The following is a 17,966-nucleotide window of genomic DNA, read 5'->3' as shown; positions in this document are numbered from 1 at the left end:
TCAGCGCCGCTGGAATTCGGGGGCGGAGATCAGCAGGGCCAGGCCCTCGGCGGCGCTGGGCGCGCGGGCCACGGCCTGGCGGGTGGCGTCACCCGCGAACGGGCCCAGTACCTGGTCCGCGATCTGGCGGGGGTCGATGCGGTCGCCCAGCTTTTCCCCCACGGTCAGGGCCCAGTCGACCCGCTGTACCATGGCTTCCGGTCCCACCCAGTCGGCGGCCTGGTCCGGCCAGCCGGCGGGCGAGGGGGCGGCGAAGGGCATCTGCCCCAGCAAGGCCAGGGAGCGCAGGGCGGGCTCGGCACGCGCCGCCTTCATGTCGGTGTCGCCGTCGTCCGCCACCGGGTGAATGTCCCCCCCCAAGGCGCGGCCGGTGGAAACCACCAGCTCCGTCGGCGTCTTCACCTTACGGGCCTCGGGTACCCAGGCGGCATCCTGGCGCAGCAGGGTGCGGGTGACTTCACCCAGATGGCCGTCGCTGTCGCGGTAGCTTTTCTCCAGCGCCGCCACCACGGCCGGCGGCGGATCGTCGGCGATGAAGTGCCGGGCCAGCTTGGTGGCGACATGACGGGCCGTGGCGGGGTGGCGGGCCAGCCGCTGCAGGGCCAGCAGGCCTTCGCCCATGCCATCCTCGCTGTAGCGCTGGCCCAGCAGGATCTTGTCGCCCGGCTCGTGCAGGTTGGGGCGGAACAGGAAGGTGCCGGTATCACGATCCCGCTCCGCCGCGACGCTCCAGCCCGTCAGGATGCGGGCCAGCTCGCGCACGTCGGCCTGGCTATAGCCCCCGTCAACGCCCAGGGTATGCAGCTCCAGCAATTCGCGGCCCAGGTTCTCATTCAGGCCGCGCTGCCGCCGGATGCCCACCATGCTGTCCGGCCCGGCGGACACGGCATTGTCCAGATAGGCCAGCATGACCGGGTGGCGGGTCACGGCCAGCAGCATGTCGGCAAACCGGCCGGTTACGTGCGGGCGGATGGCCTCGTTCTCGTAGGGAACCACGGCGGCGGCAACGATGGGCCGGCTGGTGGAAACGGTGAAGTGGTTGGACCAGAAATGCACCAGCCGTTCGCGCAGGGGCGCGTCGGTGGCGATGGCCGCCCGGGTCCGCCGCGCGGCGTCGTCGCGATAGGCGGCGCGCAGCGCCTCCCGCAGGGGTTTACGCGCCTCCTCGTCCTTTTCCTTGCGGGCGGCATAAGTCGCCGCCAGGCGGGTGGCGCTGTCCTCCACCCCATGCAGGTCTGGCGGCAAGCCGGGGTCCTGCGCCAGCTGCGCATCCAGCCAGCCACGGGGATCGGATTGGGCCGCCGCGATGTCGCCGGGGCGTGCGCCCAGGCCGAATCGATTGGTGGCGATGGCCGCTTGCAGGGTCATGCGGATGTCCTCGAACAGGCCGATTCCCGGATCGGCGTCCCGGTGTTTCCGCGCCGGTGGCTTCAGGGGCCCGTCCGGCGGCAGGGGAAACATCTCGTCTTGCCCCTGGTACGACCGGTGCCGACCAGACCCTGCAGTGCCCGCGATAAGCGAAGAATGGTGGGCCCGCCGGCGTCGTCAGCCTTTCATCGCCGCGCCGGGGGTGTCAGCATTGGGTGCAGGCAAGGCGGGGGCGGGCATGGCTTCGGGGCGGGGCCGGCATCGGCGGTGGGGGCTGGGGGGCCTTTTCGCCATGGCGGGCGTGGTTTTCGGACTGGGAATGGCGCGGGCGGGGGTGCCGCCGGGGACGGAGGCCGGCCAGGCGGCGCCCCCGTCGGCCCATCTGTCGCCCGCCAACCTGTCGCGGGACAACTGGTCACCGGTGTCGGTGTCGCGCGATGGGCGGGTGGGCCCCTATGTTCCCCTGGCGCGGGCGGTGCATCCCTGGCGGATTTGTGCCCTGCTGCCGGGCGCGCAGGACAAGTTCTGGTGGGGTGTGTCCTGGGGGTTGGTGCGCGAAGCTGAACGGCTGGGCGTGGTCATCGGCGTCTACCAAGCCGGCGGCTATGACAAGCTGGATGTGCAGAAGGCGCAGCTGGACGCCTGCCGCGCGTTGATGCCCGACGCCTACATTGTGGCCGCCATCACCAGCGATGGGCTGGACGCGCAGGTCGCCGCCATCGCCGATGGCGGCCGGCCGTTGATCGACCTTATCAACGGCATGGCGTCCCCCTACGTCACCGCGCACATCCTGGGGAATTTCCGCGAGAACGCCCGTTTCGGCGCCGACTATATCCTGGAACACCGCGTGGAGTGGGAGAGGGCGGCCGGCCGGCCGCTGAAGGTGGGATGGCTGCCGGGGCCCAAGGGGGCTGAGTGGGCGGACGCCATGGAGGCGTCAGCCCTGGCCGTCCTGCGCCGCCCGGGCGTGGAGGTCATCCACGGCGGCTATGGTGCCACCGGGATGACGACGCAGATGGATTTGGTGCGCGCCCTGTTCGACCGGGTGCCGGATGTCGACGTGGTCTTCGGCAACGCCGTGGCCATCCAGGCGGCGGCGAACTACCTGCGCTCCCGTCACGACGGCGGCACCCACCTGGTGGCGACCTATGCCACCGATGGCATCACCGATCTGGTCCGCGACGGCACCATCGAGCTGGCGGTGTCCGACTCTCCCATCGTGCAGGCGCGCATCGCGGTGGATTTGGCCGTGCGCGCGCTGGAGGGCCGGCCCCACGGCGTATGGAACGTCATGACGGTGGACCGGCTGGACCAGGCGCGCCTGGCCGGCTATGACCTGTCCCGCATCGCCGTGCCGGAGGGGGAGCGGTTTCAACTGCGGGCCTTGCCTCCGCTGGGGGCGCCCTTGGGGCCACCCCTGGGGCCAAGCATGTTGCCTGGCGGCCCATCGCCGGCCGGCGTGGGCGGCCCGCCGCCCGGCTGGGGGTCATGAAAAGGCGCTTCACGGTTAAGGTTGGGGTGTGAAGGCGCCCAAATGAAAAAGGCGGGCCCTGGCGCCCGCCTTCTCCATTACTGAGACACCAAGCGCAGTGCCTTACTCGGCGGCGGCGCTGCTGCTGCGGCGGCGCTTGCCGCTGGGCTTGCCCTCGGTACGGGAACGTTGGCCCAGCCCGATGGCCTTGGCCAGGCCCGACCGCTGCTCGGCATAGTTGGGGGCGACCATGGGGTAATCGGACGGCAGGCCCCACTTCACGCGGTATTCCTCCGGCGAGAGGCCGTAGGCGGTGCGCAGGTGGCGCTTCAGCATCTTCAGCTTGCGGCCATCTTCCAGGCACACGATGTAGTCGGGGGTGACCGACTTGCGGATCGGAACGGCCGGAGTCAAGGGTTCCGCCGGGGTGGCGACCACTTCCTCGGGCGTGACCAGTCGACGCAGGGTGTCGTGCACCTGCTTGATCAGATCGGGCAGGGCGGCCGGGGCCAGCGTATTACCGGCAACATAGCTCGTGACGATCTTTCCGGTCAGGGCGATGATCTGCAGGTCGTCATTGGAATCGGATATCGGTTGTGTCATGTCCAGCCCTGGCGTTGTTTGTCACTTGTTGCAGGTTTTGTTGGACGGACTATAACCGAATTTATCTTGTTTGTATTGAAAAGAAGTGGTTTCCCCCTTGGAATTGCAGAAATGGGGGAAAACTTGGGGGGATAGAGTAATGGGTGGTCCAGTTACCCGCCCCATTAAGGCGAAAACCCGAGAGAATCGGAAGCTGTAACGCGTTACATGCCCGGGAGGGGAAGTCGCCTTTATGGCGACTCCCAATCCGTTTGAAACGCTTCGCTGGGAGAAGTTGAATGGGTCGTTAACGGCGGTTCAACGGCTCAGGCGCCAGGCTTCAGGTCCTGCCCGGCGATATCTTGGATGAACTGCCAGGCGACACGGCCGGACCGGTTGCCGCGTGTCACCGCCCATTCCACGGCGCGGGCGTGCAATTCCTCGGCCGGTAGTGTCAGGCCCAATGCCGCGGCATAGCCGTCGACCATGGCGAAATAGGTGTCCTGGTCGCAATTGTGGAAGCCCAGCCACAGGCCGAAGCGATCCGACAGGCTGACCTTCTCCTCTACCGCTTCGGACGGGTTGATGGCTGTCGACCGCTCATTGTCGATCATATCCCGGGGCATCAGGTGGCGGCGGTTGGAGGTGGCGTAGAACACCACGTTGGCCGGACGACCCTCCACCCCGCCTTCCAGCACCGCCTTCAACGATTTGTAATGGGCGTCGTCGTTGGTGAAGGACAGGTCGTCGCAGAACAGGACAAAGCGGCGGCCGCTGTCGCGCACGGCGGCCAGCAGGCGGGGCAGGGAGGGAATGTCCTCGCGGTGGATTTCCACCAGCGCCAGGGGGCCGTGGCCAGAAGCGGCGCCAGCGGCCTCGTTCACCGCCGCGTGCACCGACTTCACCAGCGAGCTTTTGCCCATGCCGCGCGCGCCCCACAGCAGGGCGTTGTTGGCGGGCAGGCCCTGGGCGAAGCGGCGGGTGTTTTCCAACAGGGTGTCGCGCTGGCGCTGCACCCCCTGTAGCAGGCCGATGTCCACCTTGGAAACCTCGGGCACAGGCGACAGGAGATCCCCTTCCGCATGCCAGACGAAGGCGTCGGCGGCGTGGAAGTCGATGGGGGCCGGCGGGGGCGGCGCCAGACGGTCCAGCGCGTCGGCGATGCGGGTCAGCAGCGGTAGCAAGGCGGACTCGGCCGTCCCAGGGGCGCTCAAGGGGGTGGTCACGGGGCTTGTTTCCTTCTGTCCATTTCTTATCACGCCCATCCCTTTCCTCCCCGCCAGCAGCGGGGTTGGGCGGCGGCCTGCCTATTCAACCGGGGAACGGTACGGGGATGGCCGCCGGGCGACAACCCGCACCGATGGGGGGGCTGAGATTGGGTTGCAACATGGCCGGCGGTCGGTATAGTCGCGCCCAAACGTGGGCATGCCCGCCCCGTTGGCTTTTGTTATTCCCGCACGCTGGAGCAACCGTCCCATGTTCGTGTCCACCGCCCAGGCCCAGACCACCGGCGGCGCCGGCCCCGTCGATGCCGGCTCGCTGATGCAGATCCTGCCCTTCGTGGCGGTGTTCCTGGTCATGTACTTCTTCCTGATGCGCCCGCAGCAGAAGAAGATGAAGGAACACAAGAATATGCTGGAGTCGCTGCGCCGCGGCGACAAGGTTGTCACCGGCGGTGGCATCATCGGCACCGTGGTGAAGGTCGGCGACAACGACGAGGTCACCATCGACGCCGGCGAAGGCGTGAAGTTCCGTGTCCTGCGCAGCACCATCACTACCGTGCTGGCCAAGACCGAACCGGCCAAGACCGAGACCGACTCCAAGTGAGCCAGGGCGGGGCGGATTTGAAATCACCGCCGCCGCACGCCAGGTAAAAGGCCCGGCACCCGCATCCCCCAAGGGACGAGTGTCAGGCCTTTTTCATTGTGGGAGGGCTGGAAGCCCATGGACATCACCCCCCTGATCCCGGCCGACCGCCAGGTCATCGACGCCTACGGCCCCGGCCGCTTTCGCGTCAGCAACGTGGTCTATGAGACGCCCATCATCGTTTTTCCCGACCGCACCATCCCCTGGGCCGTCCCCTGGACCGTCGAGGGGTTCGCCGGCCTGCGCCCGGATGATTTCGCGGCCCTGATCGCCGAACAGCCGTCGCTGGAGATCGTACTGCTGGGCACCGGCCCCACCATGCAGCTGTTCACGTCCACCCTGCGCCGTGCCGTCAAGGAACGCGGCCTGGGCGGCATCGACGCTATGGACACGGGTGCCGCCTGCCGCACCTATAATGTGCTGCTGGCGGAAGGCCGCCGCGTCGCCGCGGCTTTGCTGCCCGCTTAAGCCCACCGCCGAAATTCAGGCGAACAAAAACCCCGGCCCTCGCAAGAAGGCCGGGGTTCGTATTTGGGCTTCAGCCCCGGACTGTTCAGCCCCGGACTGTTCAGCCTAGGGGCATCAGCCGAGGTTCTGGGCGGCGAATTCCCAGTTGGCCAGCGTGTCGACGAAGGCCTTCAGGAAGTCGGGGCGACGGTTGCGGTAGTCGATGTAGTAGGCGTGTTCCCATACGTCGGCGGTGATCAGCGGCTTCAGGCCATGGGCCAGCGGCGTGTCGGCGTTGGCCGACTTCGTGATCTTCAGCTTGCCTTCCTTGGTGTCTTCCACCAGCCAGGCCCAGCCGCTGCCGAACTGGCCGATGCCGGCGTCCACGAAGGCCTTCTTGAAGGCCTCGACGCTGCCGAAGTCGGAGATGATGCGCTTCTCCAGCTCACCCGGGATGGCCGAGGCCTTCGGCGTCAGGCTGTTCCAGAAGAAGGTGTGGTTCCAGTGCTGGCCGGCGTTGTTGAAGATGGCCTGGGACTCGGCCTTGCCGGCGGTCGCCTTGACGATGTCCTCCAGGCTCTGGCCCTCGAACGCGGTACCGGCGATCAGCTCGTTCAGCTTGGTCACGTAGGCGTTGTGGTGCTTACCGTGGTGGAAATCCAGCGTCTCGGACGACATGTAGGGCTGCAGGGCGTCCTTGGCGTAGGGCAGAGGGGCAAGTTCGAAAGCCATGGTTTTCCTCGTCTTCTACGGGGTTATTCGGGAGTGGGCCGACGCGGCCGTCATGCGGAGGCCGCCGGTCCACCGGGACCGTTATTCTTCGGGCGAAATCATGCCCTGGCGGGGACGCCCGGGCATGTGGGCGCGATCACATCAGGGCAGCCGCCCGCGCCCTGGTTTACGCACCCGGAGCAAGGGGGTAACACGAACATTCCCATCCCGGGAAGCGAATAGAACCGGTTTGGGGGCGGAAAGATTAACCTTATTGTTGCGGATGCCGTTCCGGGCCGGGGATGTCCTGATCACCCTCCGCGCCCGGGTCGATGGGCGGGCCGGAGGGTGGGGCAGGCGCCATGCCCGCCATGCTGCGGGCCAGGGCCAGCCGAGCCCGCACCATCACCCAGCCGCGGGCGAGCGGGCCCAGGCTGATGCCCTGGGCCAGGGGGTCGCGGCGTCGCAGGCGTCCCGCCATCAGCCGGGCGGCATGCAGCAGAACGGCCGTTTCCATGCGCAGGCCGGGATCGCGCAACGCGCCCGGCAGGGCGCGGGCGTGGTCCAGCTGGCGGTCGATGCGGTCCAGCATGCGATCCAGCACGATGCGCACCGCCGGGGTCGCCCGGTGCTCCACCAGATGTTCCGGGCTGGCACCCACGGCGTCGAACCAATCCAGGGGGAAATAGCAGCGGCCCAGCCTCACCCAATCGTCCCGGCATTCCTGCACCACCCGCAGCAGGCGGATGGCCGTGCACAGCGCGTCCGTGGCGGCCAGCGCGTCGGCGCTTTCGCCGTAGAGCTCCAGGATATGGTGCCCCACCGGGTTGGCCGCCAGCCGGCAGGCCATCAACACATCGCCCCAGGTTCGCGCCCTGTGCCCCTCCGCATCGCGGCGGAAGGCCTGCAGCAGTTGCCGGGCGTGGAGGGAGGACCCGCCGGTAACGGCCAGGCTGGCCTTCAGTTCCAAGGCCGGGCTGAGCCATGAGGGCACGCCGCCGCCGCTGACCAGCGCCCGTTCCAGCGCGTCCAACTGGGCGATCTTGGCCTCAGGCTCCAGGTTGGCGTCGCCGGTGATGTCGTGCGCCAGCTTCAGGAACGAGGCGAAGGCCGCCGCGTGGCGCCGCATGGCCTTGGGCACCCGGCGCAGGGCCGAGGCGTAGCCGCCCTGGACGGGCGGGCGGCGGGGGGCCGCGCGCGTGCGTCCGATATGGGCGGTCTTGATACGGAAGTCGGCCATGGGCGGTCTTCTGTCCGGGCAGCGGAAGGACGCGGGATGAATAGGGCACAGAGTGCCAGAGCTTGGCCGCCGGATGAAGCTTGCGTTTGGCAGAGGCCGAAGTGGGTGGAAGGTGCATGGGGCGCGGGGCCGCCTTGACGGACCCGGTCCGCTTGCCTAATATACGAACATCGAAGATATATTCGATATACGAAAATAAAAGAGGGGGGCGGGCATGACTGTCCAGGCTGGAACGGCGGGGGCCGGGTTGCCGCTGCGGCTGCACCACAACGCCTATGTCACGGCGGATATGGAGGCGACGCGCCGCTTTTATGAGGATCTGGTGGGCATGCCGCTGGTGGCCACATATTGCGAGACCGACCATCTGTTCGGCGCCGACCGGGTCTATTGCCACTGCTTCTTCGCGCTCAGCGATGGCGGCGCCCTGGCCTTCTTCCAGTTCGCCAGCCCCGAGGACCAGGCCCTGTTCGGCCCGGCCATGCCGCCCTCGCCCTTCCATCACATCGCGCTCAAGGTGGATGCCGCCACGCAAACCGCCGTTCACGGGCGCTTCCGCGCCGCCGGCGTGCCCGAGCCGTCGGACGACTGCTATTTCCTGGACCACGGCTATTGCCAGTCGCTGTACGTGTGCGACCCCAATGGCCTGATCGTGGAACTGACGGTGGACGCGCCTGGCATCGAGGACACGGATGAGGAGCGCAAGCGCAATGCGCATGCCGACCTCACCCGCTGGCTGGGCGGCGACCACCGTTCCAACAACCTGTACCGCCCGCAATAACCGGCGGCGCCCCAACCGCCGCCAGGGGGACGGCTGTCGCCGCCCTTCAAAGGAAAGTCATTGATGAAGATCGGACCTGACACGACGCCGACCACGGCCATTTCCGGCTCCAATGCCGAGACCATCATCGTCCGTGGCCATGACCTGGTTCAGGATCTGATGGGCACGATCAGCTTCACGGACCATGTGTGGCTGCTGGTTTGCGGCGCGCTGCCCAGCCCGGAGCAGCGGCGGGTGCTGGACGCCACCCTGGTCGCCATCGCCGAGCATGGCCTGGTGCCCAGCGTGCAGGCGGCGCGCATGACCCTGGCGGCCGCGCCGGAAGCCCTGCAAGGCGCTGTCGCCGCCGGCCTGCTGGGCTGCGGCTCCGTCATCCTGGGCAGTGCCGAGGCGGCGGGTCGCTTCCAGAGCCAGGTGCTGGACGTGGCGGGCGGCAATGACGGCGACCTGGACGCCGCCATCACCGCCACCGTGCGTGCCTATCGCGCGGAGAAGCGGGCCATCCCGGGCTATGGCCATCCCTTGCATAAGGACGGCGACCCCCGCGCCCTGCGCCTGTTTGCCCTGGCGGAGAAGGCGTCGCTGGCGGGCCCGCATATGGAGGTGGCGCGCCGGGCGGAACACCTGCTGCCCGACCTGGTGGGCAAGCCCCTGAAGATGAACGTGTCGGCCGCCATTCCGGCCGTGCTGCTGGACGCGGGCTTCCCGCTGCTGGCGGTCAAGGGCGTGCCCCTGCTGGCGCGCACCGCCAGCCTGGTGGCCCATTTGCTGGAGGAGCAGCGGCACCCCATCGGCTTCCGCATGTCGCACGCGGCCAGCGGCGCCATCCGGTACGACGGGCCGGCGCCGGACGGCTTCGTCGCCGATGAGAATTGAGTGGATGAGGACGGATAGTCGAAAGGTGGCAGGCTGATGGTTGAGGTGCTGAAAGGCATACGGGTGGTGGAGCAGGGGACGTTCATCACGGGCCCCTGTGCCGCCATGCTGCTGGCGGATCTGGGGGCGGACGTCATCAAGATCGAATCGCCCGAGGGCGGCGACCCCTACCGCACCTTCAAGGACGGACACTACAGTGCCCACTTCCAGGCCTACAACCATGCCAAGCGCAGCCTGTGCCTGGATCTGAAGAAGGCGGAGGACCGCACGCTGTTCCATGGGCTGGTCAGCAGCGCCGATGTCTACATCCAGAACTTCCGCCCCGGTGTCGCCGGCCGCATCGGTGCCGGCTGGGATGACCTGTCGGCGGTGAATCCCAAGCTGGTCTATTGCTCCATCAGCGGCTTCGGCCCAGACGGACCCTACAGCCGCCGGCCCAGCTATGACAGCGTGACCCAGGCGCTGAGCGGCTTCCTCAGTGTCGCTATCGACCCCGCCAACCCCCGCCTGCTGGGGCCCGCCCTGGCCGACGCCATCACCGGCCTGTACGCCGCCCTGGGCATCCTGGGCGCCCTGGTGGAACGGGGGCGGACGGGTACGGGCCGCCTGCTGGAAATCTCCATGCTGGAGGCGATGATGCACTTCGCCATCGAGCCCTTCGCCGGCTATTTCGCCCTGGGCGAGGTGCCGACGGGCATGGATCGGCCCCGCCTGGCCCAGGCCATGATCCTGACCTGCGGCGACGGCAAGCACGTGGCCGTGCACATGTCGTCGCTGGAGAAGTTCTGGGACGCGCTGGTGGCCGGCATCGGCGGACAAGCCCTGACCCAGGATCCGCGCTTCGCCACCCGCCTGGCCCGCATCGACCATTATCCACAATTGGTGGCGGCGCTGAACGCCATCTTCGCGACCCGGCCGCGGGCGGAGTGGGTGGCGCTGCTCAGCGACACCGACCTGCCCTTCGCCCCCGTGAATTCCATCGCCGACACCGCCGCAGATCCACAGGTGGAGCACCTGAAGATGCTGGTGCCCGTGGCCCGGCGGATCGAGGGGGCCAAGGGGGGCGCGGACCGCCTGGTGCGCTCGCCCTTCGCCTATGGTGGCGCCCGCGACGATGCGGTGGTGGCGGCCCCGCTGCTAGGCCAGCACAGCGCCGGCATCCGCGTGGCCCTGGCCGAGAACCCCGGCACCTGGCCCGGCTGATCGGCGCCGCCGCATCAGCGGCCCAGGGCCACCGTGTCGGCCACGGGCAGCAGCCCGTTACCCGAGGGCAGGCGCCGCAATTCGCGCGAGATCTGGTCGGCCACGCCGCGCAGATGGTCCAGGCGCTCGGCTACCAGCTGGTCCTTGGCGTAGCGCTTGGAATGGCTGGCGGAATTCAGGGTGGCGATGGTGCGCCCCCCCTGGTCCTTCAGCGGCACGGCCAGGGAGACGACGCCGTAGGCCAATTCATCCTCAACCGCGCAGTAGCCGTCCTTGCGCACCTGGGTGATCAGATCGAACAGTTGGTCACGGTCCACCACCGTTTTCTCAGTGATGGGCGCGATGGCCGCCTTGTCCAGGAAGGCGCGCAGCATGGGGTCGGGCAAGGCCGCCAGCAGCACCCGGCCCATGGCGGTGGCGAAGGCGGGGAAGCGGCTGCCGACATGCGCCTCAAGCCGCACCAGGGTGCGGACGGAGGCGCGGGCGACATAGATGATGTCCTCCCCGTCCAGCACGCTGATGGACGCGCTGTCCGACGTGGCGTTGGCCAGTTCCGTCAGCGGCACCGAGGCCAGGCGCTCGATATCCAGGGCCTCCAGATAGGCGGCCCCCAGGTCAAGCACCTTGGGCCGCAGGAAGAAGCGGCGCTTGACCGAGCCGACATAGCCCAGGGACTGCAGGGTCAGCAGGCAGCGGCGCGCGGTGGCTGGCGCCAGGCCGGTGATGGTGGCGATCTCGCTGAGCGACAGGCTGGGGTGGTCGTGGTTGAAGGCCAGCAGCACGCTGAGGCCCTTGGCCAGCCCGGCCATCTCTTCGCGGCGGCCCTCGCCCTCCGTGCCCGCGTCCTCATCCATGCCGCACATCCTTCGCTTCTTCAAACCATGCCAACCAGGCGGCGGGAGGGTCGGCTTGGCCGCTTGTCCTTGTCAAGCGACGGCAGGGGCCGCCGGCGATTGCGCCGCCTGATGGGCGCTGCTACCATACGATATTAGAAAAAGAATTCGATAAACGAATTTCCGATCGCAGGGAGAGCGATATCCATGGCATCCGATCCTGTCCCCCAGCCCACCCTGGTCCTGCTGCCCGGCTTGCTGTGCGACCGCACCGTCTGGGAACCGCAGATCGCGGCCCTATCTTCCCGCCGGATGATCCAGGTGGCGGACTTCTGGGGCCAGGACAGCTTCGACGCCATGGCCGACGGGGTGTTGGCCCACGCCCCGCCCCGGTTCGCGCTGGCCGGTCATTCCATGGGCGGCCGGGTGGCGCTGGAGATTATGCGCAAGGCGCCGGGACGGGTTGAGCGGCTGGCCCTGCTGAGCACGGGCGTGCATCCCGTGCTGCCCAGCGAGGCGGCGCAGCGGGAGGAACTGATCCGCTTCGCCTGGGAGCAGGGCATGACGGCGCTGGCCCGCCGCTGGCTGCCGCCGGTGCTGCATCCCGATCGCCGCGGAGATGCGGAGTTGGTGGGGCGGTTGGAGGCGATGTGGTGCCGGGCCACGCCCGCCATCCATGAGGGGCAGGTCCGGGCGGCGCTGAATCGCCGGGACGCACGTGATGTGCTTTCCACATTGACGTGTCCCCCCTTGGCCTGTCCCACCCTGGTCCTGGGTGGGGAGGATGACCCGTGGAGCCCGCCCGCGCAGCAGGCCGCCATCGCCGAGGCCATTCCCCAGGGCCGCCTGGCCATCATCCCCCGCTGCGGCCACATGGTGACGCTGGAGGCGCCCGAGGCCACCACCGCCCTATTGGCGGATTGGCTGTCGCGCTGACCGACCCAATCTTGATCCCATCCTCAACACCATGGAGAACACCGCCATGACCCAGGTCCTGGTCCTCTATTACAGCACCTACGGCCATGTGGAGACGCTGGCCTATGCCATTGCCGACGGGGCCCGCGAGGTCGCCGGCGCGGAGGTCACGGTCAAGCGCGTGCCGGAGCTCATGCCGCCGGACGTGGCGGCCAAGGCGCATGCCAAGCTGGACCAGAAGGCCCCCCTGGCCGATCCGGCGGAACTGGGCCAATACGACGCCGTGATCATTGGCGCGCCCACCCGCTTCGGCAACATGGCCGCGCAGATGCGCAATTTCCTGGATCAGACGGGGCCGTTGTGGGCGCAGGGGGCGCTGGTCGGCAAGGTGGGCGCCGCCTTCACCTCCACCGCCAGCCAGCATGGCGGCCAGGAAACCACCCTGACCTCCATCCACACCACGTTGCTGCATCACGGCATGGTGATCTGTGGCGTACCCTATTCCGAGCCGGGCATGACAGTGATGGATGAGGTCACGGGCGGCACACCCTACGGCGCCAGCACCATCGCCGGCCCCAAGGGCGAGCGCCAGCCCAGCGCCAACGAACTGGCCATCGCCCGTGCCCAGGGCCGTTTCGTGGCCGGCGTGGCCGCCAAGCAGGCGGCCCGATAAAAGGGGCCGCCCCGGGACGCGTCCGGGGCGGCCCCAATATCCCGGCCGGCGGTGGCGACGGCCGGGATGGAGGTGGGGTTTAAAACCAGAAGGTCGCCTCCGCCCCGAAGCGGCGGGGCAGGGCCTTGAAGACGAAGCCGCCGGCCGAATATTCAGCGTTGTAGCGCTTGTCGAAGACGTTCTTGGCCCATAGGGCCACGGACCAGTCGTCACGGGTGTAGGTGGTGCGCACGTCCACCACGTCGACGGGATTGCGCACGGTGGAGTTCTGCGGATCCCAATAGGTGTCGCCGATGCGCTGGTATTCCAGGCGGGAGACCAGCGACGAACTTTTGCCGAAGTCCCAGGTGTGCTGGAGGGCGGCGTTGATGGTGTACTTGGAAACGCCGGGCGCCTGGTTGCCGATGACTGTACGGTCGGTGGCTTCCGTGATGTTGCTGTCGGTGTAGCCCGCCCCGATGCTGGCCTGCAGGCTGTCCGTCAGGTGGGCGGTCAGGCCAGCGTCGGCGCCCTTGTATTCCACCAGGCCGAGGTTCCCTAGGTTCTGGGTGGAGTTGGCGGCCAGGAAAACGAAGAAATAGGGATTGTGGGAGCGGGTGTAGAAGCCGGCGCCCTCCACCTCCAGCCGGCGGTCGAACAGGGTCTTCTTGAAGCCCAGTTCATAGGTGTCCGCCCATTCCGCCTGGAACACGTCGGATACGCCCAGGATGCCGTTGGCCGAGGCCACGGCGCCCACGCCCGTCTGGTTGAAGCCGCCGCTGCGGAAGCCGCGCCCCCAGTCGGCATACAGGGTGGTGGTCGGGTCCGGCTTGTAGCGCAGCACGATCTTGGGCTGGGCCCGGTCGAAGGTGCGCTCGCGCACCTCGCCGCTGACCCCCTGGGGGAAGCCCGGGATGTTGGGCAGGAAGGCGGTGGGGGTCAGGGTGGTGTTGCGCCGGTTGTCGCTGTCGTAGCGCAGCGACAGCGCCAGTTCCAGCTGATCGGTCAGTTCCGCCGTCAGGTCGCCGTACAGCGCCCAGGCCATGTTGTCCTGGCTGTCGGCCAGGAAGGTCGCCTGCGGGTTCAGCGGGTTGGTGCTGGGGCTGCGGTAGACGGGAAAGACGCCGTTGCCGGTGTCCACCATGTTGCCGGTGGATATGTAGCGGTCAGTATGGATGAGATAGCCGCCGACGATCCAGCGCAGGAACCCCTCGTTGGGCGAGGTCAGGCGGAAGTCCTCGCTGACCGCCTTCACGTCCAGGAACTGGCTCTGGTTCATGTCGAAGCCCAGCAGTCCCTTGAAGAAGGATTCGTTGATGGGCAGGAAGTCGAAGGCGTCGCCGGTGACGATCTCGCGCACCACGTCGTAGGCCGTGACCGAGGTGGCGGTGGCGAAGCCCAGGTTCCAGTCGACCTTGACCGAGGCGTCCAGCAGACGGCGGTTGTCGATGCCGGCGTTGTTGACCCGCACCGGCAGGCTGGTGTCGTTCACGTCGCTGACGATGTTGTAGTAGAAGCCGCGCGTATCCAGTTCCGACATGGAAAAGCGCGTGTCCACGGTCAGATCCTCGGTGGGCGTGAACAGCAGCTTCAGCCGGCCTGAGGTCTGCTTGACCGGGTTGGCCTCGGTATCCAGGTAGGTGTTCTTGATGGTGCCGTCGTTGCTGGTGTGGCTGATGGAGCCGATGAACTTCAGCTTGCCCGGGACAATGGCGCCGCTGGCCGTGGCCTGCTCGGTATAGCCGGGGCCGTTCTCCACCCCCGCCTTGACCTTGAACTCATAGTTGTCGGTGGGTTCCTTGGTGGTGATCAGGATGGCGCCGCCGATGGCGTTGCGGCCGTAAAGGCCGCTCTGCGGACCCTTCAGCACCTCGATCCCTGAAATGTCGAACAGGTCCTGGTTGAACTGGGACGGGTTCACCTGCTGCACCCCGTCCACCACCACGGCGGTCGATGGCTCGCTGTTGCGCGCCTGGCCGATGCCGCGCACGACCACGAACGCCGTGCCCACGTTCTGGGTTTCCACCAGCGTGACGTTGGGTGTCATGGCGATGAAGTCGCGAGGCGCGGTGATGCCCGACGCCTCGATCTGCGCCTCGGTGAAGGCCGTCACCGCCGCCGGCACGTCCGTCAGCTTTTCCGCGCGCTTGCGGGCGATGACCAGGATGTCCTCCAGCTGGCCAACGGCGCTGTTGTCGCTCGCGGCGTTGGTCTGACCCAAGGCGCTGCCGCCGGAAAGCAGGGCGGCCGTCAGTGCCAGCTGCGAGGTCATCCGTGTGAAGGCGAGGCGCGCCTTGCGGCGGCGCAGGTGGTGGTCAGGTGTCAGGCGATCCCCGTGCACGGCCGCTGGCGGCATCGTTGTCCTCCCCGTTCTTTTTCGTATAACGAAAATATTTTCTATAAACGTATCTTAGCATTCTGGCGAAGATCGTCAAGGCGCCGGCCCCGGCACAGCGGCGGCCCGGCTATCGTCCTTTGGGAGGGGAGGCGGGGTGGTGAAGGTGGCGCTGGTCAGGGGCGGGGCGGGCGGTCCATAAAGGCGGCCTCTTTTCCGCCGGATGCGCAGCGCCATGGCCCCCTCAGCCCAGCCCCCCCTGTCCTATTGCCTGGAAACCGTCCGCCGCCAGGATCCGGACCGTTTCCTGACCCTGCTGTTCGCCCCGGCGGACAGGCGGGAGGATTTGGCCGCGCTGTACGCCTTCAACCATGAGGTGGCGAAGACGCGCGAGGTGGTGACCGAGCCCATGCTGGGCCAGATCCGCCTGCAGTGGTGGCGCGATAGCATCGCCGGTATCTATGAGGGCGAACCCCGCCGGCATGAGGTGGTGCAGCCCCTGGCCCAGGCGGCGCAGCGCCACGGCCTGGATCGCGCGCAGTTGGAATTGCTGGTGGATGCGCGCGAGGCCGACATGGACGACGCGGCGCCGGCGGATCTCGCCTGCCTGGTGAGCTATGCCGAGGTGACGTCCGCCCCGCTGGTGCGCCTGGCCTTGCAGGTCCTGGGCGTCGCGCCGGAAGGGGCCGCCGCCACGGTGGCCACCCATGTGGGGCGTGGCTGGGCCCTGGCCGGCATCCTGCGGGCCGTGCCCTTCCTGGCCCGCGCCCACCGCTCGCGCATGCCGATGGATTTGATGCAAAGGCACGGTGCCGATGAGGCCCAGCTGTTCGAGCTGAAGTCCCAGCCCGGCCTGGCCGTCGTGGCCAGGGAGATCGCGGACGCCGCGCGGGCGGAACTGGCCGCCGCCCGGCGTTTGCGCGGCGCGCTGTCCCGCGCCGCCGTGCCCGCCCTGCTGCCGGCCCGTTTGGCCAGCCTGTCGCTGGACCGGCTGGCCAAGGCCGGCCACGACCCCCTGGCCCCGGCGCTGCTGCGTCCCGACGGCCTGCGCGCCGCCCGCCTGGCCTGGGCCGCGTTCAGCGGCCGGTGGTAGTTTTTAGGGCGCCCTCAAGCGCCGGGCGCCAGCATCCGCTGGCTTGGCTATCCTCGATTTCCAGTCCGCCTTCGGCTCCCCAGAAATCTCCGGCGCCCGCAGTCGCGGGCTACAACGGCACGAGGGTACATCTCGTGCCGTTGTTTGGGTGGACGGTATCAGCTCCTCAACCCAGCCAAGCCGCCAGGTCGTTCAGCGCTCGGCGGGTATAGGCCAGCTTGCGTTCCTTGCCGCGCAGCTCGCGGCCGCGGGCGTCGCGCTCCTCGGGCGGGGGAAACAGGCCGAAGTTCACGTTCATGGGCTGGAAGGTCTCGGCCTCCGCCCCGCCGGTGATATGGCTCAGCAGGGCGCCCAGGGCGGTGGTGACGGGCGGTGTGGGCAGGGTGGTGCCCAGGCGTTCGGCGGCGGCGAAACGGCCGGCCATCAGGCCCACCGAGGCGCTTTCCACATAGCCTTCGCAGCCGGTGATCTGCCCGGCGAAGCGCAGGCGCGGGGCGGCCTTCAGCCTCAGGGTCGGATCCAGCAGGCGGGGGCTGTTCAGGAAGGTGTTGCGATGCAGGCCGCCCAGGCGCGCGAACTCGGCATTCTCCAGGCCGGGGATCATGCGGAACACCCGTGTCTGGTCGGCGTACTTCATCTTGGTCTGGAAGCCGACCAGATTGTACAGCGTGCCCAGGGCGTTGTCCTGGCGCAGTTGCACGACGGCATAGGGCCGGCGCTCGTCATGCGGGTTGGTCAAACCCACCGGCTTCATGGGGCCGTAGCGCAGGGTGTCCAGGCCCCGCTCCGCCATGACCTCGATGGGCAGGCAGCCCTCGAAATAGGGCGTGTCCTTCTCCCATTCCTTGAACTCGGTCTTGGGCGCCTCGATCAGGGCCTGGATGAAGGCCTCATACTGCGCCTTGTCCATGGCGCAGTTGATGTAGTCCTTGCCCGTGCCGCCGGGGCCGACCTTGTCGTAGCGCGACTGGAACCAGGCCTTGCTGAGGTCGATGCTGTCGAAATGGACGATGGGGGCGATGGCGTCGAAGAAGGACAGCTGCGCCTCCCCCGTCAGGTCCAGCACGGCCTGCGCCAGGGCGGGTGAGGTCAAGGGGCCGGTGGCGACGACGACGCTGTCCCACTCCTCGGGCGGCAGGCCCGCCACCTCGTCGCGCACCACGGTCACCAGCGGATGGGCGGTCAGCGTGGCGGTGACCGCCTGGGCGAAGGCGTCGCGGTCCACGGCCAGCGCGCCGCCGGCCGGCACCTTATGCTCATCCGCGCACGCCAGGATGAGGGAGCCGCAGCGCCGCATCTCCTCATGCAGCAGGCCCACCGCGTTGTACTCATGATCGTCGGAGCGGAAGGAGTTGGAGCAGACCAGCTCGGCGAAATGCTCGGTCTGGTGCGCCTCCGTCCCCCGCACCGGCCGCATCTCATGCAGCACCACGGGCACGCCCGCCTGGACCAGCTGCCAGGCGGCTTCGCTGCCGGCCATGCCGCCGCCGATGACGTGCACAGGGCCGTTGGCGCTCGTGGAGATGGGGGTGTCGCTCATGGCCGAACCTTGCTTTCAACAAAACTGAAACCGCGTGGGGCCAAAGACGCCAGGCG

At 68.2% G+C, this 17,966-nt stretch carries 17 protein-coding genes; 9 read left to right on the top strand and 8 right to left on the bottom strand.

The genetic code is table 11. The features are described 5' to 3' along the window. The gene (locus FBZ89_RS02755) at positions 1 to 1,461 is read right to left on the bottom strand and encodes a DUF1800 domain-containing protein (protein ID WP_246172004.1); all 1,461 of its coding nucleotides are present in this window, start codon (positions 1,459 to 1,461) and stop codon (positions 1 to 3) included. A 199-nt stretch (positions 1,462 to 1,660) separates the two neighbouring features. On the opposite strand from FBZ89_RS02755, the gene torT reads away from it, so the two are divergent. After that, positions 1,661 to 2,860, top strand: coding sequence for a TMAO reductase system periplasmic protein TorT (gene torT / locus FBZ89_RS02750; protein ID WP_186457161.1), 1,200 nt, complete (start codon positions 1,661 to 1,663; stop codon positions 2,858 to 2,860). A 102-nt stretch (positions 2,861 to 2,962) separates the two neighbouring features. On the opposite strand, the gene FBZ89_RS02745 is transcribed toward torT, so the two are convergent. Both FBZ89_RS02745 and FBZ89_RS02740 read right to left on the bottom strand, forming a co-directional pair. After that, positions 2,963 to 3,442, bottom strand: coding sequence for a Ros/MucR family transcriptional regulator (locus tag FBZ89_RS02745; protein ID WP_145610065.1), 480 nt, complete (start codon positions 3,440 to 3,442; stop codon positions 2,963 to 2,965). A 305-nt stretch (positions 3,443 to 3,747) separates the two neighbouring features. After that, positions 3,748 to 4,647: an ATP-binding protein gene (locus FBZ89_RS02740; RefSeq protein WP_246172003.1), complete on the bottom strand. Its 900-nt coding sequence runs from the start codon at positions 4,645 to 4,647 to the stop codon at positions 3,748 to 3,750. 250 nt (positions 4,648 to 4,897) lie between these two features. Between FBZ89_RS02740 and yajC the strand changes: the two genes are divergently transcribed. Both yajC and FBZ89_RS02730 read left to right on the top strand, forming a co-directional pair. Continuing rightward, the gene (yajC, locus tag FBZ89_RS02735) at positions 4,898 to 5,248 is read left to right on the top strand and encodes a preprotein translocase subunit YajC (RefSeq protein WP_040849264.1); all 351 of its coding nucleotides are present in this window, start codon (positions 4,898 to 4,900) and stop codon (positions 5,246 to 5,248) included. A 117-nt stretch (positions 5,249 to 5,365) separates the two neighbouring features. Continuing rightward, positions 5,366 to 5,755 (top strand): Mth938-like domain-containing protein, encoded by a 390-nt coding sequence (locus tag FBZ89_RS02730; RefSeq protein WP_186457160.1) that lies wholly within the window; start codon positions 5,366 to 5,368, stop codon positions 5,753 to 5,755. A 114-nt stretch (positions 5,756 to 5,869) separates the two neighbouring features. Here FBZ89_RS02730 and FBZ89_RS02725 read toward each other — a convergent pair whose 3' ends face one another. After that, entirely contained in the window at positions 5,870 to 6,466 is a 597-nt protein-coding gene (locus FBZ89_RS02725; RefSeq protein ID WP_088873261.1) for a superoxide dismutase, read from the bottom strand. Between the two features lie 250 nt (positions 6,467 to 6,716). Next, the gene (locus FBZ89_RS02720; RefSeq protein ID WP_145748519.1) at positions 6,717 to 7,685 is read right to left on the bottom strand and encodes a squalene/phytoene synthase family protein; all 969 of its coding nucleotides are present in this window, start codon (positions 7,683 to 7,685) and stop codon (positions 6,717 to 6,719) included. Positions 7,686 to 7,899: 214 nt separating this feature from the next. On the opposite strand from FBZ89_RS02720, the gene FBZ89_RS02715 reads away from it, so the two are divergent. From FBZ89_RS02715 to FBZ89_RS02705, 3 genes are all read left to right on the top strand, one after another. Continuing rightward, positions 7,900 to 8,463, top strand: coding sequence for a VOC family protein (locus tag FBZ89_RS02715; RefSeq protein WP_145748518.1), 564 nt, complete (start codon positions 7,900 to 7,902; stop codon positions 8,461 to 8,463). Positions 8,464 to 8,526: 63 nt separating this feature from the next. Next, a complete protein-coding gene (locus FBZ89_RS02710; protein ID WP_145748517.1) occupies positions 8,527 to 9,339 on the top strand; it encodes a citryl-CoA lyase in 813 nt (270 codons plus the stop codon). 36 nt (positions 9,340 to 9,375) lie between these two features. Next, positions 9,376 to 10,542 (top strand): CaiB/BaiF CoA transferase family protein, encoded by a 1,167-nt coding sequence (locus FBZ89_RS02705; protein WP_145748516.1) that lies wholly within the window; start codon positions 9,376 to 9,378, stop codon positions 10,540 to 10,542. 14 nt (positions 10,543 to 10,556) lie between these two features. Here the strand turns inward: FBZ89_RS02705 and FBZ89_RS02700 are convergent, their stop codons facing one another. Then, the gene (locus FBZ89_RS02700; RefSeq protein ID WP_186291459.1) at positions 10,557 to 11,396 is read right to left on the bottom strand and encodes an IclR family transcriptional regulator domain-containing protein; all 840 of its coding nucleotides are present in this window, start codon (positions 11,394 to 11,396) and stop codon (positions 10,557 to 10,559) included. A 186-nt stretch (positions 11,397 to 11,582) separates the two neighbouring features. On the opposite strand from FBZ89_RS02700, the gene FBZ89_RS02695 reads away from it, so the two are divergent. Further along, positions 11,583 to 12,311, top strand: a complete 729-nt coding sequence (locus FBZ89_RS02695; RefSeq protein ID WP_145748514.1) for an alpha/beta fold hydrolase — start codon at positions 11,583 to 11,585, stop codon at positions 12,309 to 12,311. A 46-nt stretch (positions 12,312 to 12,357) separates the two neighbouring features. Beyond that, on the top strand, positions 12,358 to 12,963 hold the full coding sequence (wrbA, locus tag FBZ89_RS02690; RefSeq protein ID WP_145748513.1) for an NAD(P)H:quinone oxidoreductase: 606 nt from the start codon (positions 12,358 to 12,360) through the stop codon (positions 12,961 to 12,963). A 79-nt stretch (positions 12,964 to 13,042) separates the two neighbouring features. On the opposite strand, the gene FBZ89_RS02685 is transcribed toward wrbA, so the two are convergent. Further along, positions 13,043 to 15,298, bottom strand: a complete 2,256-nt coding sequence (locus FBZ89_RS02685) for a TonB-dependent receptor (protein WP_246172002.1) — start codon at positions 15,296 to 15,298, stop codon at positions 13,043 to 13,045. A gap of 214 nt (positions 15,299 to 15,512) precedes the next feature. Between FBZ89_RS02685 and FBZ89_RS02680 the strand changes: the two genes are divergently transcribed. Further along, positions 15,513 to 16,370 (top strand): phytoene/squalene synthase family protein, encoded by an 858-nt coding sequence (locus FBZ89_RS02680; protein WP_145748512.1) that lies wholly within the window; start codon positions 15,513 to 15,515, stop codon positions 16,368 to 16,370. Between the two features lie 166 nt (positions 16,371 to 16,536). Here the strand turns inward: FBZ89_RS02680 and trmFO are convergent, their stop codons facing one another. Then, positions 16,537 to 17,910 (bottom strand): methylenetetrahydrofolate--tRNA-(uracil(54)-C(5))-methyltransferase (FADH(2)-oxidizing) TrmFO, encoded by a 1,374-nt coding sequence (gene trmFO / locus FBZ89_RS02675; RefSeq protein ID WP_145748511.1) that lies wholly within the window; start codon positions 17,908 to 17,910, stop codon positions 16,537 to 16,539. Positions 17,911 to 17,966 lie beyond the last annotated feature (56 nt).

This window comes from Nitrospirillum amazonense, from assembly GCF_007828045.1.
GTDB classification, from domain to species: domain Bacteria; phylum Pseudomonadota; class Alphaproteobacteria; order Azospirillales; family Azospirillaceae; genus Nitrospirillum; species Nitrospirillum amazonense_C.
Note: the sequence above shows the minus strand (reverse complement) of the source record. Positions and strands in the feature narration are given on the sequence as shown.

Excerpts from the sequence above, each read along its gene's own strand:
- FBZ89_RS02755 (WP_246172004.1), bottom strand. The coding sequence starts at position 1,461 with ATGTTTCCCCTGCCGCCGGACGGGCCCCTGAAGCCACCGGCGCGGAAA.
- torT (WP_186457161.1), top strand. The coding sequence starts at position 1,661 with ATGGCGGGCGTGGTTTTCGGACTGGGAATGGCGCGGGCGGGGGTGCCG.
- FBZ89_RS02745 (WP_145610065.1), bottom strand. The coding sequence starts at position 3,442 with ATGACACAACCGATATCCGATTCCAATGACGACCTGCAGATCATCGCC.
- yajC (WP_040849264.1), top strand. The coding sequence starts at position 4,898 with ATGTTCGTGTCCACCGCCCAGGCCCAGACCACCGGCGGCGCCGGCCCC.
- FBZ89_RS02730 (WP_186457160.1), top strand. The coding sequence starts at position 5,366 with ATGGACATCACCCCCCTGATCCCGGCCGACCGCCAGGTCATCGACGCC.
- FBZ89_RS02725 (WP_088873261.1), bottom strand. The coding sequence starts at position 6,466 with ATGGCTTTCGAACTTGCCCCTCTGCCCTACGCCAAGGACGCCCTGCAG.
- FBZ89_RS02720 (WP_145748519.1), bottom strand. The coding sequence starts at position 7,685 with ATGGCCGACTTCCGTATCAAGACCGCCCATATCGGACGCACGCGCGCG.
- FBZ89_RS02715 (WP_145748518.1), top strand. The coding sequence starts at position 7,900 with ATGACTGTCCAGGCTGGAACGGCGGGGGCCGGGTTGCCGCTGCGGCTG.
- FBZ89_RS02710 (WP_145748517.1), top strand. The coding sequence starts at position 8,527 with ATGAAGATCGGACCTGACACGACGCCGACCACGGCCATTTCCGGCTCC.
- FBZ89_RS02705 (WP_145748516.1), top strand. The coding sequence starts at position 9,376 with ATGGTTGAGGTGCTGAAAGGCATACGGGTGGTGGAGCAGGGGACGTTC.
- FBZ89_RS02700 (WP_186291459.1), bottom strand. The coding sequence starts at position 11,396 with ATGGATGAGGACGCGGGCACGGAGGGCGAGGGCCGCCGCGAAGAGATG.
- FBZ89_RS02695 (WP_145748514.1), top strand. The coding sequence starts at position 11,583 with ATGGCATCCGATCCTGTCCCCCAGCCCACCCTGGTCCTGCTGCCCGGC.
- wrbA (WP_145748513.1), top strand. The coding sequence starts at position 12,358 with ATGACCCAGGTCCTGGTCCTCTATTACAGCACCTACGGCCATGTGGAG.
- FBZ89_RS02685 (WP_246172002.1), bottom strand. The coding sequence starts at position 15,298 with ATGCCGCCAGCGGCCGTGCACGGGGATCGCCTGACACCTGACCACCAC.
- FBZ89_RS02680 (WP_145748512.1), top strand. The coding sequence starts at position 15,513 with ATGGCCCCCTCAGCCCAGCCCCCCCTGTCCTATTGCCTGGAAACCGTC.
- trmFO (WP_145748511.1), bottom strand. The coding sequence starts at position 17,910 with ATGAGCGACACCCCCATCTCCACGAGCGCCAACGGCCCTGTGCACGTC.